Consider the following 16,818-nt stretch of genomic DNA (forward strand, 5'->3'; position numbering starts at 1 on the left):
ATTTGGAAAATTTCCGATAATCATCGCAAGATAAGTTTTTCGTCATGTATTCTGTAACTATTGATAAAGAGAGGTTCACTGTAACCAAATCCGAAGGAACATACACAGTCAATGAAAAGTCGATCCCCATGGAAATCGTTGATTTGGGAAATGACAAGATCCATTTGATCTACAAAGATCAATCGATCGAAGCCGAATTGCTTCGCTTTGATCCAGATACCAAAAGCATGGATATCAGACTGGGGAATAAACAGACCACATTGACACTGAAGGACAAAAATGACATCCTTCTGGAAAAACTAGGACTAAATATCCAGAGTACTGGAGTGGTCAAAGATATTAAAGCCCCTATGCCCGGTTTGATTTTGGAGCTCAAAGCCAAACCTGGCGATGAAGTCAAAAAAGGTGATGTAGTCCTCATATTGGAGGCCATGAAAATGGAAAATATCATCAAATCTCCTGGGGATGGAGTAGTGAAGACAGTAAAGGTGGAACTCGGGCAGAGTGTAGAAAAAAACCAAATCCTGATTCAATTTTAACTCAAGAACCTAGCAATCCGCATATAAGAACATATATTTGTTCGGAAATTTTTGAAAGGCTAACAGCCTTGACCCAAATAAGAACTCAAATTGATGAAATACAGACGAATCCTACTCAAGCTAAGTGGTGAGGCCCTTATGGGTGACAAAAGCTACGGCATCGACCCAGTGCGACTCCAGCAGTACGCTAACGAAATCAAGGAAATCAAGGAAATGGGAGTGGAAGTAGCGATCGTTATTGGCGGTGGCAATATTTTCCGCGGGGTGCAGGCCGAGCAATCGGGAATCGATCGAGTCCAGGGGGACTATATGGGCATGCTCGCTACCTTGATCAATGCCATGGCCTTGCAAAGTGCATTAGAGCAAAATGGAATGTATACTCGCTTAATGTCTGGTATCAAAATCGAGAGCGTTTGTGAGCCTTTCATCAGAAGACGAGCAATTCGTCACTTAGAAAAAGGCCGAATAGTAATCTTCGGAGCGGGTATAGGCAATCCTTATTTCACCACCGATTCCACCGCAAGTCTCCGGGCAATCGAAGTGGAAGCAGAGGTTGTGCTCAAGGGCACCCGAGTAGATGGTGTTTACACAGCCGATCCTGAAAAAGACGAAAATGCAACTAAATACAAGAATATCTCTTTCCATGAGGTCTACGAAAAAAACCTCAGTGTAATGGATATGACCGCCTTCACGCTTTGTCAAGAAAACAACCTTCCGATCATCGTTTTTGACATGAATAAGGCTGGAAACCTAAGTAAAATCATCAAGGGTGAAGTGATCGGAACCTTAATTTCTTAAAATCAATCAAGACATGGAAGAAATCGAATTATTCCTCGAAGAAGCCAAAGAATTAATGGATAAAGCAGTAGCGCATACCAGCAGCGAACTTTTAAAAATCCGAGCAGGAAAGGCCATGCCCAATTTGCTAGACGGTGTAATGGTGGAGTACTACGGAGCTAAAACACCATTGTCGCAAGTAGCGTCCATCAACACCCCGGATGCTCGAACCCTTGCCATCAAGCCTTGGGAGAGAAATCTTATTGGAGAAATAGAGCGGGCTATAATCAATTCAGACCTAGGGCTTGCACCGCAGAATAATGGTGAAATGGTCATCTTGACCATTCCTGCACTGACCGAAGAACGAAGACAAAACCTAGTGAAGCAGGCCAAGAACGAATGCGAAAACGGCAAAATCTCTCTTCGTACCATCCGAAAGGATACGAATGATTCGCTGAAGAAACTTCAAAAGGACGGTGTGGCAGAAGATGAGGTAAAAAGAGCAGAAGACAAAGTTCAAAAACTCACAGACACCTACAGTTCCAAGATCGATGAACTCCTCGTGAAAAAGGAAAAAGATATCATGACTGTATAAGTATAAAGGCCGATTTTTCATCGGCCTTTTTTTTAATCATTTCCGCTAACTTGAATAAAGGTAGCAATCCCGAATCTCGGTCCGCTTCTAAGGTATTTACCATTTTCGAAGCCCGCCCCAAATTCCACTCGGAAAATACGGAAGAGGTTATCCAGCGAATAGCCAACCTCCCAATAGTGCGGCGAATTTTCTGTTTTTAGGTAATTGAAAAAGATATTCTCCCGTAAACCGGAAAACCGTAACATAGGTAGCTGGGTAAACAAAAACTTCCGGAACTGATAATGAACAATACTGGAAAAATACGAAGTCTGTGTACTGTACTTATAATAGTCCATAAAGCGGTAATTAGATGCCGGACCAAAGTTTGAAAAAACAGTACGATTACCTCCAAAATGCTGAAAGTCCTGAAAATACACTCGATCATTGGAAAGGAAAGAACCTGCGCTGATATTGAAGTCCAAATCCCCACTCACTCCAAAATCAATGGAGTGCTCAATCCCAAAACTGATATGGTCAAAATCAGCTGAAGTTCCGTCGGAGGTTATTGATCCTATAGCTTTTTCATAATCCAACTTCAAAAGAGGCGCTCCTGAAGAAATCGGATATTTCACCCCATTTCGAATGCCATACTTAATACCTGGTTTCCATTCAATCCCTCCCCGTAGGATCAAGGCCTTATGATCTTGAAAAGACAGGTCCGTGGTCTCTACATTTTCTGTTTGATTAGGCGAATACACTCTTTCCGGCTTGTTGTAAAAGCTATAATTAGAATTATTAAAGAGCTGTCTTCGATCGGCGTAAGTAGCATTGAATCGATACGTAAATCCTGAATTGACCCGGTGTGCCCAATAGCCTCGAATAAACGTTTGGTCATAGAGCTTCATGTAATTTTGCCTGAAAAGCAAGGAGTAAAATGCATTTACTTGCTCGTTGATGGGCTCCCCTCCATTAAATTGATAAATATATCGGCCGCCCTCTATCCCTTTGGTGATACCAGAAACCCCTTCGGTCTGTGACCACCTGATATTTACTTTTCCATAAAACTGATTGCTTGAAAAACCATAGCGAAGCTCAGGCTCTATGTTGAAACTTTTCCGGATGTAATTGACGGAGTCTGCCAATTTCACTCTGCTTGTTTTCCTGTAAAATAAGCCCAATCCAACTTTCCAACCTTCCACCGTATTGAAGGAAATCTTGGTCCAGTTTTGGCGAAACCCAATCGACTTTCCTCCACCCATACTGTAGGATGCACCATTCATGAAATCCAATGGCCTCATCTTCCGCTTGGCTTTATCTGCAATAGAGTCCACATCACTCATTTTGGCAGCCTCCACTACGGCAAGACTATCGTCTCGTTTGTATCCTTCGATTTCTTTGACAGTCAGCGGTACTGGCCTGATACTATCCCAATAGCTTAGCTCTCGCTTTTTAGCCAGAGAATCCACAGAATAATAACGCTCGGTGGTCACATTCGGCTCTTCCTGTTCCTCCTTAATCATTTCCTTTTCGTACTCGTTGAGTAGCTTCCGATATTCTTTCCGCGTTTTGGGTTCTTCGCTAGCCAGTTGCTCAAACACAGAGGCCTCTTTTGGTGTGCTCTTTACTCCCTCGGGAATTTCTTCGATTTTTTCATCGATGATTTCAGGGACTTCCACCAGATCAGGGTTAAGGGTTACTTCATAATCGCGAGTCGAGGCCAGATAATTAAAGGCTCCCTCAAAGCCAAAAAATTTGCCCCCAAAAGTATACGTGTGGGTTAAAGGCATCCAGACATTTTCCGCTACAGGAGCATATTGCTGTTTGGCAGTGATCTGGAAACCTAGCAAGGAAGTCTTCAAATCGAGACTATGGATAGCCCACAAATCTTCAATAATATAAATATATCCTTCAAATACCTGCTCCCCTCGGGAGCGAGGAGTGACTTTAATTTTACTCACCAAAACTTCTTGATCAAAGAAACTCCCTTCATACTTGAAACGATAATACTGAAAGGCCGCCCTAGAAAGTGGCGAGATTATATCATTGATTTTTTCCTGATAAAAGCTGGTTTCTATGTAAGGAGCTGGAGAGGTGGATTGATTGTCGCCATTGGTGCGAATTGAAATCACTTTTTCCTCCACTTTATCTGGTTGGGTGAATGTGATTCGGGAAACAGATTCGGAGGTGTAAGCCTCATTGAGCTTTAACCCGTCTTCTTCCAAAGTCTTCTTGAGAAAGAAAGGCGCATCCGTCAATTGGCCTGTGCCTTTAAGGTAAACAGTCATACTATACTGTTGCACTTGCAGTCGATGGTACTTGGCTTTAGCAATTGCCTTTCGCATGATGGTTAGCGCCGGATCTTCTTTTCCAGCTTGGACTTCCACGGTTTCAAGGGTATAGGTTTGTGGTTCTAGCCTGACCGAATAATCCACCCACTCCTCCTGGACTATGATGGTTTCAATAATTGATTTGTAGCCCAAGTATTGAAAAATCACGTCATATATTCCTGCTGGCAAAGCAAACTCATATCTACCCTCTTCATTTGTGGGTACACCGTCTCCAATATTTCTGACATAGACAGAGGCATAAGACAAGGGCTCTCCTTCATTCGTCAAGACTTGACCCCTGATTCCTTGTGCCTGAGAACCTAGGATTATGAAAAATAAAATGTATGCGAAAAAGGCCTTCTTTATAAGGCTTGGTTGGTTTAATTTATACATATAAAATCTATAAGGATTTTAATATACTAATGAATAACTTCTACTCTAAAAAGGAGCCATGGGTTTGATACTTTTTAAGAAATTCTAAGATTTGTTATGGATAGCATAAAAGTATTATATGCTTTATTTTCTGACGGTTAGCCTAATGGATTTTTAAAGTTTTTCAGAATTAGCACGTATCTTTTTTAAATTTTTTAAAGATGTTCCTCAATCGATTGCGACGCAATCAGGACCTAAATTCAAAATTCTCATTTTTTTAATAAAAATGATATTTTTTAAGTATTTGTAAATAGAAATCGATTTCCATTAACATTTCGATAACAATTATTTTGTTTCGTTAAACAAAAGATAGGTAATAGTATAATTTTTTGAACTAAAAGAATCAAACATCTCTATTCGGAGAATGTTAAGAATTGCAAAATCGGATTTTAAGAAGGACTTTAGCTTCGAATTCGAATGTGTTCATCTATTTCGTTTTTACAAGAAAAACCAAAAAATCCTATGCGAAACAATTTACCTAAATTCAAGTCGTTGCTACTTGCATTGATTTTGTCCCTTGGGACGGTCATGTTAGCCAACGCTCAAAGTCGAACGGTGACAGGTACTGTTCTCGACGAAACCTTCGGCGAAGGAATCCCGGGAGCCACAGTATTGGTCAAAGGTACCACACGAGGTGTACCAACAGATATCGACGGTTCTTTTTCACTTGAAATCCAGGATGGAGATCAAGTTTTAGTAGTATCCTTTGTAGGATATATTACGCAGGAAGTAGAGATTGGTAGCCAATCCAACTTCACCATCACTTTGGTAGAAGATATCCAAAGTTTGGAAGAAGCTGTTGTTATTGGTTACGGCTCTCAGGACAAAAAGGAAATCACCTCAGCGGTGGTTGGTGTAAAACCTGAAGAATTTAACAAAGGTAACATCTCAAACCCAGCACAATTACTTCAAGGTAAAGTAGCTGGCCTTTCCATTACAAGAGCGGGTGGTAGCCCAAATGGTGGATTTAACGTCCGCCTAAGAGGTCTTTCCACTTTCGGAGCTAACCAGTCTCCATTGATCGTATTGGACGGTGTAATCGGTGCATCCATCGAAAACGTCGATCCTAATGATATCGAATCAATCGATGTATTGAAGGACGGTTCTGCCGCTGCAATTTACGGTGCAAGAGGTTCTTCTGGTGTGATTTTGATCACGACTACTAAGAAGAAGAGCAAAGAAGCAACTACTAACGTATCGATCAATACTTTCGGTACAGTGGATCAAGCTACCAATTTAATTCCTGTGCTTTCTGCTGAGGAATTTGTAGCAAGAGGAGGTACTGATTTCGGAAGCAATACAGATTGGAGAGAAGAATTGACTCAAGATGCATTCTCTTATACTACTAATGCTTCGGTTTCCGGTGGTGTGAATAACACCAGCTATATGGCATCTGTAAACTATCGAGACAATCAAGGTATCGTGAAAGGCGTTTCTAATAAGAGATTGAACACTAGATTAAATCTTTCTCAGTCCGCGATTAACAATCGCTTGAGATTGAACGTCAATCTATCTTTCTCTAATATTGATTCTGAAGATATCAATGGAGGTGCATTTAGATATGCGACGATTTATAACCCAACTGCTCCAGTATTCGAAAATACTGAAGATGCAAACGAGCGATTTGGAGGTTATTTCCAAAGAGATCTTTTTGATTTCTTGAATCCAGTAGCTCTTGCTAATCAGCAACGCTTCATTGGTGAGACTAAAACTGCTCTTACTTCTTACAGAGCGGAGTTCGATATCCTTCCAAACTTGACTATCTCTGCACAATATTCTCAGGATAGAAGAAATACTCTTTCAGGTGCTTTCTGGAGCAGACAAGATTTCCAAGTAGGTTTGGGAGCCGGTGGTTCTGCACAGAGAAATACTTTTGATAGAACTCAGAAGATTTTCGAAACTACCTTGAGATATGAGACTGATATTGCAGATGGCTTGAACATGACACTTTTGGGTGGTCTTGGTTTCCAGGAAACTACTAACCAAGGATTCAATGCTAGATCAAGACAATTCCTTTTTGATCTTGGATGGAATAATCTAGGAGCTGGTGCTATCCGTGTGGGTAACAACACAGATATGTCATCTTTCGCAAACCAAGATCAATTGAATTCTGCTTTCGGTAGAGCAAACTTCAATTACAACAACACCTTCTTCTTCTCGGCTTCTGCTAGAGCGGAAACTTATTCTGGATTTGGTGCAAACAACCAGACTGGTGTATTCCCAGCATTCAGTGCAGGTGCTGACTTCACTCAGATTTTTGATATGGGTCTTTTCAGCCAGTTTAAGCCTAGAGTTTCTTATGGTGTGACGGGTAACCTTCCTCCATCTCCAACCTTGGCTTTGGGTGTATTCGGAAACGGAAACAGAATTGACCTTGATGGTGATCCATTGACGCAGAATGACATCTATGTAGGTATCGTTCAAAACTCAAACCCAAACCAGGATTTGAAGTGGGAGACTAAGAAAGAATTTAACGTGGGTGTTGACTTCGCCATGTTTAATGATAAGGTTACCGGTAGCGTAGATTACTATACTAGAAATATTTCTGATCTTCTATTCAACGTACCAGTAGCAACAGGTGCTCCTAACCCATTTGATCCAGGGCGATTCAACACGGTAGGAAGTACTTGGGTAAACCTTGCTGACTTAAGAGCTGCAGGTTTTGAATTTGCACTTGGTGTGAAGCAAATTGCTTTGGGTCAAGTAAGCTGGAGTCCAAATGTGAACTTCACACTTTATGACAAGACTGAGATCGTATCTCTTTCTGCTGGTGACTTAGGTTTTGACGAATTACGTTTCGCAACTCCAGGTGCTCCAGGCCAAAACAACAACCCAATCATCTACAACAGAGTAGGTGAGAAAGTTGGTGATATCTATGGTCCAAGACTAGAAGGATTGACTGACGGTGGTGAGTATATCCTTTCTACTACTGATCCAAACGAATTCGAAAGACTAGGTAATGGTCTTCCAGCTGGTGAATTTGGTTTTGCCAACAGCTTCCTTTACAAGAACTGGTCGTTGAACTTCTTCTTCAGAGGAACTTGGGGTCATGACTTGTACAACTCTTATAGAGGCTTCTACGAAAATCAAGATCCAGGATCAAACACATGGAACTCTGTAATTACAGACAAAACTCAGTTGGTAACTTCAACCCCAACGTTCAACAGTTCGTATGTAGAGGACGCTTCATTCGTTCGTTTGGACAACTTGGAGCTAGGATATAACATTCCTACTAAATCTAAGAACTTGAGTAATTTGCGTGTGTACTTTGCAGGTCAGAACTTGTTTACAATCACAAACTACACAGGTATAGATCCTGAAGCTAGATTGACTGACGCGGAGAATGGTGACGGATTTACTACGGCACTTTCTCCAGGTATTGAAAGAAGAAACACCTTCTTCCAAGTGAGATCTTTCACGCTAGGAGTATCCCTTAATTTTAAATAACAATCAAACAAAAGACATATGTTTAAATCAATTAAAAAAATCTGTCTACTGGTACCAGTCGTGATGCTTGCATCCTGCTGGGAGTTGGATCAGGAGGTGCTCGATGGAGTAACTGCTGAAGATGTGGCGAATAGTGATAACCCAGTTTTGATTGACGTATTGAAAGCGTCAGCTTATTCGCGAATAGTGGGTAGCTGGGGTGGACATAACAGTATCTGGTCCATCAATGAAGTAGCGTCTGACGAGATGGCTATTCCACAGAAAGGTGCTGACTGGGAAGATGGTGGTCAGTGGCTCAGAATGCACAGACATACTTGGAATGCTTCTGAAGAATCTTTCAATAACTCTTGGAACTATTGTTTCTCAGCAGTCGGTGAAATCAACAACTTGTTGATTCAGTACCCTGATCTTCCAGCATTGAATGCTGAATTGAAGATTCTGAGAGCTTTTGTTTACCTATGGTTGATTGACTCTTTCGGTAATGTTCCGATTATCACTGAGCAGTCAAGCGGTGGAAATCCAACGAACAACAGCAGAGCAGAGGTATTTGCCTTTATCGAAAGTTCTATTTTGGATAATGCTGCGCTTCTTCCACAGGTAGATTCAAAGACTACGATCAACTTCTATTCTGCTCATGCGATCCTTGCTAAGCTTTATCTAAATGCTGAAATCTATACAGGTACGGCAAGATGGGCAGATGCAGAAGCAGCTGCAGATGTAGTAATGTCCGGTCCATATTCTTTGTCCTCAAACTTCTTCAACAATTTTGCGACAAGAAACGGTGGATCTACTGAAAACATCTTCACTCTTCCTTATGACGAGAACAATGCGGGTGGTTTCAACCTTGCGCAAATGACTCTTCACTACCTAAGTCAAAATACATTTGATCTTCAGGAGCAGCCATGGAATGGTTATGCTTCACTAGAGGAGTTCTACAATTCTTTTGATGACGAAGACGTGAGAAAAGGCAGCTTCTTGGTAGGCCCTCAGTTTGCATCAGATGGAACTAGACTTAATGACATCTCCGCTGAAGCTAATGATCCTGATGGTCAGCCATTGACTTTCACTCCAGAGATCAATGAACTTGCTCCAGGTGCGTATAGACAAGCAGGCGTTCGGGTAGGTAAGTATGAGTTTGCCTCAGGAGCTGGTTCGAGCTTAAGCAACGACTATCCACTTCTTAGACTTGGTGATATCATTCTTGTGAAAGCTGAGGCTGCACTTCGTACAGGTGACGCTGGTACTGCACTTACAATGGTAAACATGATCAGATCTAGAGCTAATCTTCCAGCTTTATCTGCTGTTACTTTGGACGACATCTATGATGAAAGAGGCAAGGAAATGTTTGCTGAAGCGAGCAGAAGAACGGACATGATCCGATTTGGAAAGTGGAATCAACCATGGTGGGAAAAAGGACAATCAGAGCCATTCAGAGCTTTGTTCCCAATTCCATTGCCACAAATCAATGCTAACCCTAACTTGGTACAGAACCCAGGTTATTAATAGTAAAATAAATTTTAAGGAAAGGAAGTGTACATTTGTGCACTTCCTTTTTTTATCCCTACCATGAGAGTCAAAATCAGCTCAATTTTCATGATTCTTGGATTCCTTGGTGCCTGCAAAGGACCAGTAAAAGAAGCTCCCCTTCTCTGGGACCTCCTGCCCAATGAAAAAACAGGGATTGACTTTCGTAATGACCTGAACTATACCGAGCAGGTCAATCCTTACACATTCAGAAATTTTTATAATGGTGCCGGAGTTGCGCTAGGAGACATCAATCAAGATGGCCTGATTGATATTTTTTTTACAGGAAATCAAACCTCAAATCGGCTTTACCTTAATAAGGGAAATCTACAATTTGAAGACATAACCGAGTCAGCAGGTCTTAATTCCCTAGGCGTTTGGTCCACTGGCGTTAGCATGGCTGATATCAATCAAGATGACCTTCTTGATATTTATGTCTGCAAGTCTGGACCTCCTGGAGGCGAAAGACGCAAGAATGAGCTTTTTATTAATCAGGGAAACTCAACCTTTTCCGAGGAAGCTGAGAAATATGGATTGGCCGAGGAAGGCCTTTCTCAACATGCCGTATTTTTTGATTTTGATAAGGATGGAGACCTCGATATGTATCTACTGAGTAACTCCGGACGATCTGTCGGTATTTATGACCTTCGAGAAGGACAGCGTGAAACGCGAGATCCCGATGGAGGGAATAAGCTATTCAGAAATGATGGTGAAACCTTTACAGATGTAAGCGAATCGGCAGGCATATACGGAAGTAGTATTGGATATGGACTCGGTGTCACTGTTGCAGATCTCAACGATGACTCATGGCCAGATCTTTACGTGTCCAATGATTTTTTTGAGCGGGATTACATTTACATCAACAATCAGGATGGGACTTTTACGGAATCACTCACCCAAATGCTCCCAGAAATAAGCTTAGGATCCATGGGTGCTGATATTGCAGATCTAGACAATGACGCCAAGCCAGAAATCTTCGTCACTGAAATGCTTCCCAGAGACTGGGAACGCATTAAGACCAAAACACCATTTGAAGACTGGGATAAGCAACAAGCGAATGTAAAAGCAGGCTATCATTGGCAATTTACCAGAAACACACTTCAGCGAAATCTCGGTAATCCTTCAAACTCAACCCTTCCAGTTTTCTCAGAGATTTCACGCTTTACACAAACAGATGCTACTGACTGGAGCTGGGGAGCATTGATCTTTGATGGCAACAACGACGGGCTGAAGGATATCTTTGTGGCTAATGGAATCGTCAAGGATCTGACTGATTTCGACTTTGTAGACTTTTATACGGATCAATCCGAAGATGTAGCCAAATTAAAGGAAGACTCCCTGCTCCTAACTACCATGATTGATCAGTTTCCCTCCCAGCCTTTGGCCAACTATTGGTTTCAAAACAAGGGCAATTGGGATTTTGAAAATAAGGCAGCTTCCTTTGGTTTAGATCAGTTGACTTTTAGCACTGGTTCAGCTTATGGAGACTTGGACAATGATGGTGATCTCGACCTAGTCATAAATAACCAAAATGGTTACGCTGCGATTTATAAAAACAATTCCCGAGAGCTTGGCATTGGTAATTTTCTACAGCTTGACTTGGGTAGCGCCTTTGGCGCAAAAGTAAAACTCTATCTCGGCGATAGGATGCAATACCAGGAATATCAGCCAGTCAAAGGCTATCTCTCCAGTGTTTCCCCTATTGTCCATTTTGGCCTAGGCTCTGATACTCAGATTGATTCTCTTGAGATCTTTTGGCCGAATGGAACTGTTTCAAAAAGCTATCAGATCCCTGCAAACCAAAGGCTTGTCCCGAATCCTAAGGAAGCGAAACAACAAACCAAAAATCCAAACCTAGCAGAGCCCCTATTTAATATTAGGCAAACGGACTACGATATCCTTCATCAGGAAAGCGACTTTATAGATTTTGATAGAGATCGACTCCGCTTTTGGATGATCAGCAATGAAGGACCCAGGGTAGCCAAAGCAGATGTGAATTCTGATGGAAGAGTTGACTTTTTCTTGCCTGGAGCTAGGGGATATTCATCAGAGCTTTGGATTCAAAATGCCAAGGGAGACTTCGAGTCGGTGTTGAGAGAAACCTTCGTCGAAGATAGTCTCTCAGAGGATGTCATCGCCCATTTCTTCGATGCCACTGGCGATGGACAGTTAGATTTGATCGTAGGAAGCGGTGGCATAGAGTATGGCAATTATAATTCCATCTATCGAGATAGACTTTACCTGAATCAAGGAAATGGTCACTTCACCAAAATTCCTTCAAGTTTTTCGCCAAACCCCACTTCTTTTATCCTCGACTTGGATTTGGACAAAGACGGTGATCAAGACTTAATTGTCGGCTCGCGTGCCCTACCCTTTGAATATGGTATCCCTGCACCATTGTCGGTTTGGATCAATGATGGTAAAGCCAATTTTACAGATCAAAGCAACAAGTATTTGGGGGCTAACAACGCCGTAGGGATGATTACAGATGGGGCGCTCGCTGACCTAGATCAAGATGGAAAGGTTGAGTTGATCATTTGTGGTGAATGGATGCCAATTCGGATCTTTACCATTACCGATTCACAATGGCAAGAGCGAACTCAGGAATTTGGCTTTAACCAGACTGAAGGATTATGGCAAAGACTGTTGGTCCAGGATATTAACTCCGATGGAAAGCCAGATATCCTAGGAGGTAACTGGGGGCTTAACTCACGCATCCGAACTTCGCCCGATACGCCACTGGAGCTTTTCATTAATGATTTTGATCAAAACGGAGCATTGGATCCTATACTCACTCAACGGATAAATAACAATTCTATTGCACTGGTTTTGAAAAGCACACTTTTGAAACAAATCCCTTCTTTGCGCAAGCAACTCCTCACTTATGAGACCTACAAAAACAAAAGTTTAGCGGACCTATTTGAGCCAGATTTGTTGTCAAAATCTTTAACTTTACGAGCAAATACATTGGCGACTTCGCTATGGCTAAATCAAGGCGATGGAGTATTTGAATCCGTCACTCTACCCATAGATTTACAGATGTCTCCAGTATTTGCCATCGCGGCCATCTCAACACCCAATGATGCCTATCCCCTTCTTGTTTATGGTGGAAATCAATCCAAAATCAAACCCGAAATGGGAACTCAAATGGGGAGCTATGGTGGTCTGCTGAAAACCACAGATGGTAAAATTTGGAAGAATCTATCCTTAACTCAGAGTGGCCTTTTCATACCTGGAGAAACAAGGGATATTGTACAAATAAATTCAACTTCCGGCACACGACTGCTGGTATTTAGAAATGACGATGAAGTACTGGAATTTGAAATTAAAAAGTAATCTAATCGCGGGTCTAGCAATCTTGCTTTTAGTCTCCTGCAAATCAGAATACCAAAAAATGGAGGAGCGAGAATTATCCTCAGGTAAGGTGGAAAATACGCTTTTCCTAGGTCTCGAACTCGGGATGACTCAGAAGGAGTTTTATGAGGCTTGTTGGGAAATGAATAGTCATGGTATTCTTACGAACGGTCCTTCTGAGCTTTCTGTAGAATACCGAACCGAAATGCCGTCAGGTAATCGAAGTTTTATGCGCTTTTTCCCAAAATGGGAAGAGCAGAAAATCTACCTAATGCCCGTTGAATTCACCTATGAATCTTGGGCACCTTGGAACGAAGAACTGGACGCCGACCATCTTTTGGCAGATGTTGTCGAGCTTTTCGAAGACTGGTATGGAGAAGGCTTTATCGAAGTCAGCGACCGAGATGAAACGAAAAAAGCTTGGGTCAAAGTAGATGGCAATCGACGCATCCGTATTTTCAAAAAACACCTTTCCGTAGTTCGGGCAGAAATCGTAGATCTTCCGCTTCACAAAAAACTTCAATCCAATAAGCCTTCATGAAAAAGTCAGTATTCATAGTTCTGGGATTGTTGATTTTTTTCGCTTGCGCAAAAAAGGAAGAACCTCAAGCCCCTCCTTTGTTCCAAAAAATTGATTCCAAAGAATCAGGCCTCGCCTTTTCAAATGACCTGACCTTCAGCCAGGAGTTCAATATTTTCACTTATAGAAATTACTACAACGGCGGTGGGGTGGCATTGGGTGACGTCAATGGAGACGGACTCTTGGATGTTTATTTGACAGCAAACATGGGCGCCAATAAGCTCTTTTTAAACAAGGGAAACCTACAATTTGAAGATGTGACGGAATCAGCGGAAGTTGGCGGAACTCGAGCCTGGAGTACAGGTGTAGCCATGGCTGATGTGAACGGCGACCAACTTCTGGATATTTATGTTTGTAACTCTGGGGATATTTCGGGAGATAACAAGCAGAATGAGCTATTCATCAATCAAGGTGATGGAACATTCGTGGAGATGGCTGAGGAATATGGCTTGGCAGATCAGGGATTCAGTACGCATGCCGTCTTTTTTGACTATGACAAGGACGGGGACCTCGACGTCTACTTACTTAACAATAGCTACCAAGCCATAGGGACTTTCAATAAAATGCAGAATGAGAGACCGGTGAGAGACCCTGTGGGAGGAGATAAACTCTTCCAAAACCAAAACGGAAAATTCGTCGATGTGAGTGAGGAGGCGGGTATTTATGGAAGTCTAATCGGTTTTGGTTTGGGAATCACCATTGGTGATGTCAATCTGGATAGCTGGCCAGATATCTTTATTTCCAATGATTTTTTTGAAAAAGACTATCTCTACATCAATAATCAAGACGGGACGTTTACAGAGTCCTTGGAATCATCCATGCGATCCATCAGCGCGGCATCTATGGGAGCAGACATAGCCGATATCAATGGTGATGGGTATCTCGATATTTTTGTGACAGATATGCTCCCCGAACCTCAAACGCGCCTGAAGCAAGTCACCACATTTGAGAATTGGGATAAATTTCAATTCAATAAGACCCACGGCTACCATTATCAGTTTAGCCGAAACATGCTCCATATCAACAATGGAAATGGAACCTTCAGTGAGCTTGGCCGACTAGCCAATGTGGAAGCCACCGACTGGAGCTGGGGTGCATTGATTTTTGACATGGATAATGATGGTAAAAGAGACCTCTTTGTCGCAAATGGAATCTATCAAGACATTACCGACTTGGATTATTTGAATTTCATCGACGATGATGAAACAAAAATGAAAATCATCTCGGAGGAAGGTGTGGATTATCGCGCATTGATCGATCCGATTCCTGTGAATCCAGTTTCTAATTACGCTTTCAAAAATCTGGGAGATTTAAATTTCGTCAATAAAGCCAGCGATTGGGGATTGGGTGAACCGATTCACTCTAATGGTGCTGCTTATGGTGATCTAGATAATGACGGCAGCCTGGATTTAGTAGTGAACAATGTGAATAGCGAGGTGCTGCTATTCAAAAATCTGAGTAAAACCCTACAAACAAATTTTCACAGTCTTCAAATAAGCCTTATCGGAGAGGGTCAGAACACGTCAGGGATTGGATCTCAGATCCAGGTGATTACGGACACAGATACTCTCTACGCGGAGCAAATGCCAAACCGTGGATTCCAATCCTCTGTGGATCCTAGAGTCTTTTTCGGACTTGGTCAAACTACCGAAATTATGGCTGTAAAAGTCCTTTGGCCTAGCGGGAAATTGTCTGAAATCGCCAATCCAAGCATGGATGGGATTCTTACTGTTCAAGAGTCCAATGCACAACCTTTCGCCGGTGAGCCATCCTTCTTTGCGGACAAGTCTGGTAGTTTTTTCACTAAAGACCCAAACCCTTCCTTAGATTTTATACACCAAGAAAACACCGTGGTGGACTTCGACAGGGATCGCCTCACGTATCATATGTACTCTACTGAAGGTCCTGCATTGGCCAAGGCCGACTTCAATAATGATGGGTTTGAAGATCTCTTTTTTGGTGGTGCAAAGGGCTTTGAAGGACAGCTTTTCATTCAAAATGCCTCCGGAGAGTTTAGACCTCTTCGCACATCAGTTTTTGAAGCAGACAAGGATTCAGAAGACACTGACGCTATTTTCTTTGACGCAAATGGGGATGGAAATTTAGATCTTTTTGTCACCTCTGGTGGAAATGAATCTCCTCTTAATGCCTTGGATTTGGCTGATAGACTGTATCTAAATAACGGACATGGAGGTTTTGTGAAAAGCGAACAACCTGGCTTTGCTAACCTACGGGGTAGTTCCTCCACTGTGGTGGTACTCGATGTAAATCAAGATGGCGCTCAAGACCTATTTGTTGGAGGGCGTTTGGTTCCTTTCGTTTATGGTGCTCCAGCCTCTTCCTTTCTTTGGATCAATGATGGAGCAGGAAATTTCACTGAGCAAAGCAGTAATCTTGCGCCTGCATTTCGTGATTTTGGTCTAGTGACGGCTGCAATAGCTGTAGACTGGGATTTGGATCAGAAAGAAGATCTCGTCGTCCTTAGAGAATGGGATGCACCCGCATTTTTCAGAAATTCAGCCTCTGGACTAGAGCTCATCGAAACTCCTGAATTAGATGAATTGAAAGGTTGGTTCAGAAGTATAGAAGTAGGAGACTTTAATGAGGATGGGTTTCCAGACTTTGTTCTAGGAAATCATGGAGAAAACACCCGATTTAAGGCCTCTGCTGAGCGGCCTATTTGGATGCATGTCAATGACTTTGATCGGAATGGTGCAATCGAACACATCACCGTGCAAGTAGTAGATGGAGTCCAAATTCCTTACACCTTGAAACATGAATTGGAAAAACAGGTACCTGGCATCAAGAAAAAATATCTCAAATACAGTAATTACAACAATCAGACCCTGAATGACATCTTCCCCGAAGAGGTCCTAAATCAATCCATCGTAAAAGAGGCTGAGGAGTTAGCAACAGGGGTATTACTCAGCGATGGCAAGGGCAGCTACACTTGGAATAAGCTGCCAAGAATGGCTCAAAAGTCCTGGATATTTGCTATTTCAGTTCTGGATCTGAATTCAGATGGGCATGAAGATCTGATTCTTGGTGGCAATCTGGCAAAAGCTAAACCTGAGGTTGGAAAATATGACGCGAGTTTCGGTGAAGTTTTCCTTGGAGATGGGACCGGATCATTTCAGTACTGGCCAAATAATTCGCACGGGATGTTTTTATCAGGCGATGTAAGGGAGATTACCACCTTAGGGAGCAAGCGACTTTTGGTAGTAAAAAATGATGCGAAGGCAGAAATCTGGAAAATTAACTAAT

General features: G+C 42.2%; 9 protein-coding genes. 8 read left to right on the forward strand and 1 reads right to left on the reverse strand.

From position 1 onward, the window contains the following. The first annotated feature begins 44 nt into the window (after nucleotides 1-44). The 3 genes from ACFOSV_RS04180 (at nucleotide 45) to frr (ending at nucleotide 1,911) form a co-directional block, all read left to right on the forward strand. Nucleotides 45-539 (forward strand): acetyl-CoA carboxylase biotin carboxyl carrier protein subunit, encoded by a 495-nt coding sequence (locus tag ACFOSV_RS04180; RefSeq protein WP_377903700.1) that lies wholly within the window; start codon nucleotides 45-47, stop codon nucleotides 537-539. 93 nt (nucleotides 540-632) lie between these two features. Next, nucleotides 633-1,337: a UMP kinase gene (gene pyrH / locus ACFOSV_RS04185; RefSeq protein ID WP_377903702.1), complete on the forward strand. Its 705-nt coding sequence runs from the start codon at nucleotides 633-635 to the stop codon at nucleotides 1,335-1,337. A gap of 13 nt (nucleotides 1,338-1,350) precedes the next feature. After that, a complete protein-coding gene (gene frr / locus ACFOSV_RS04190) occupies nucleotides 1,351-1,911 on the forward strand; it encodes a ribosome recycling factor (protein ID WP_377903704.1) in 561 nt (186 codons plus the stop codon). A 32-nt stretch (nucleotides 1,912-1,943) separates the two neighbouring features. Here frr and ACFOSV_RS04195 read toward each other — a convergent pair whose 3' ends face one another. Continuing rightward, entirely contained in the window at nucleotides 1,944-4,610 is a 2,667-nt protein-coding gene (locus tag ACFOSV_RS04195) for a DUF5686 and carboxypeptidase regulatory-like domain-containing protein (protein WP_377903706.1), read from the reverse strand. A 501-nt stretch (nucleotides 4,611-5,111) separates the two neighbouring features. Between ACFOSV_RS04195 and ACFOSV_RS04200 the strand changes: the two genes are divergently transcribed. From ACFOSV_RS04200 to ACFOSV_RS04220, 5 genes are all read left to right on the forward strand, one after another. Continuing rightward, nucleotides 5,112-8,096 (forward strand): SusC/RagA family TonB-linked outer membrane protein, encoded by a 2,985-nt coding sequence (locus tag ACFOSV_RS04200; protein WP_377903708.1) that lies wholly within the window; start codon nucleotides 5,112-5,114, stop codon nucleotides 8,094-8,096. An 18-nt stretch (nucleotides 8,097-8,114) separates the two neighbouring features. Beyond that, complete coding sequence (locus tag ACFOSV_RS04205) at nucleotides 8,115-9,599, forward strand: RagB/SusD family nutrient uptake outer membrane protein (RefSeq protein ID WP_377903710.1); 1,485 nt, start codon at nucleotides 8,115-8,117, stop codon at nucleotides 9,597-9,599. Nucleotides 9,600-9,689: 90 nt separating this feature from the next. Beyond that, nucleotides 9,690-12,956 (forward strand): VCBS repeat-containing protein, encoded by a 3,267-nt coding sequence (locus tag ACFOSV_RS04210; RefSeq protein WP_377903712.1) that lies wholly within the window; start codon nucleotides 9,690-9,692, stop codon nucleotides 12,954-12,956. A gap of 58 nt (nucleotides 12,957-13,014) precedes the next feature. Further along, nucleotides 13,015-13,515 (forward strand): hypothetical protein, encoded by a 501-nt coding sequence (locus tag ACFOSV_RS04215; protein ID WP_377903714.1) that lies wholly within the window; start codon nucleotides 13,015-13,017, stop codon nucleotides 13,513-13,515. Further along, on the forward strand, nucleotides 13,512-16,817 hold the full coding sequence (locus ACFOSV_RS04220) for a VCBS repeat-containing protein (protein ID WP_377903716.1): 3,306 nt from the start codon (nucleotides 13,512-13,514) through the stop codon (nucleotides 16,815-16,817). Before ACFOSV_RS04215 ends, ACFOSV_RS04220 begins: the two co-directional genes overlap by 4 nt. Nucleotide 16,818: the final 1 nt, after the last annotated feature.

Origin of the sequence: Algoriphagus namhaensis (assembly GCF_042649705.1) — a bacterium.
Taxonomy (GTDB): domain Bacteria; phylum Bacteroidota; class Bacteroidia; order Cytophagales; family Cyclobacteriaceae; genus Algoriphagus; species Algoriphagus namhaensis.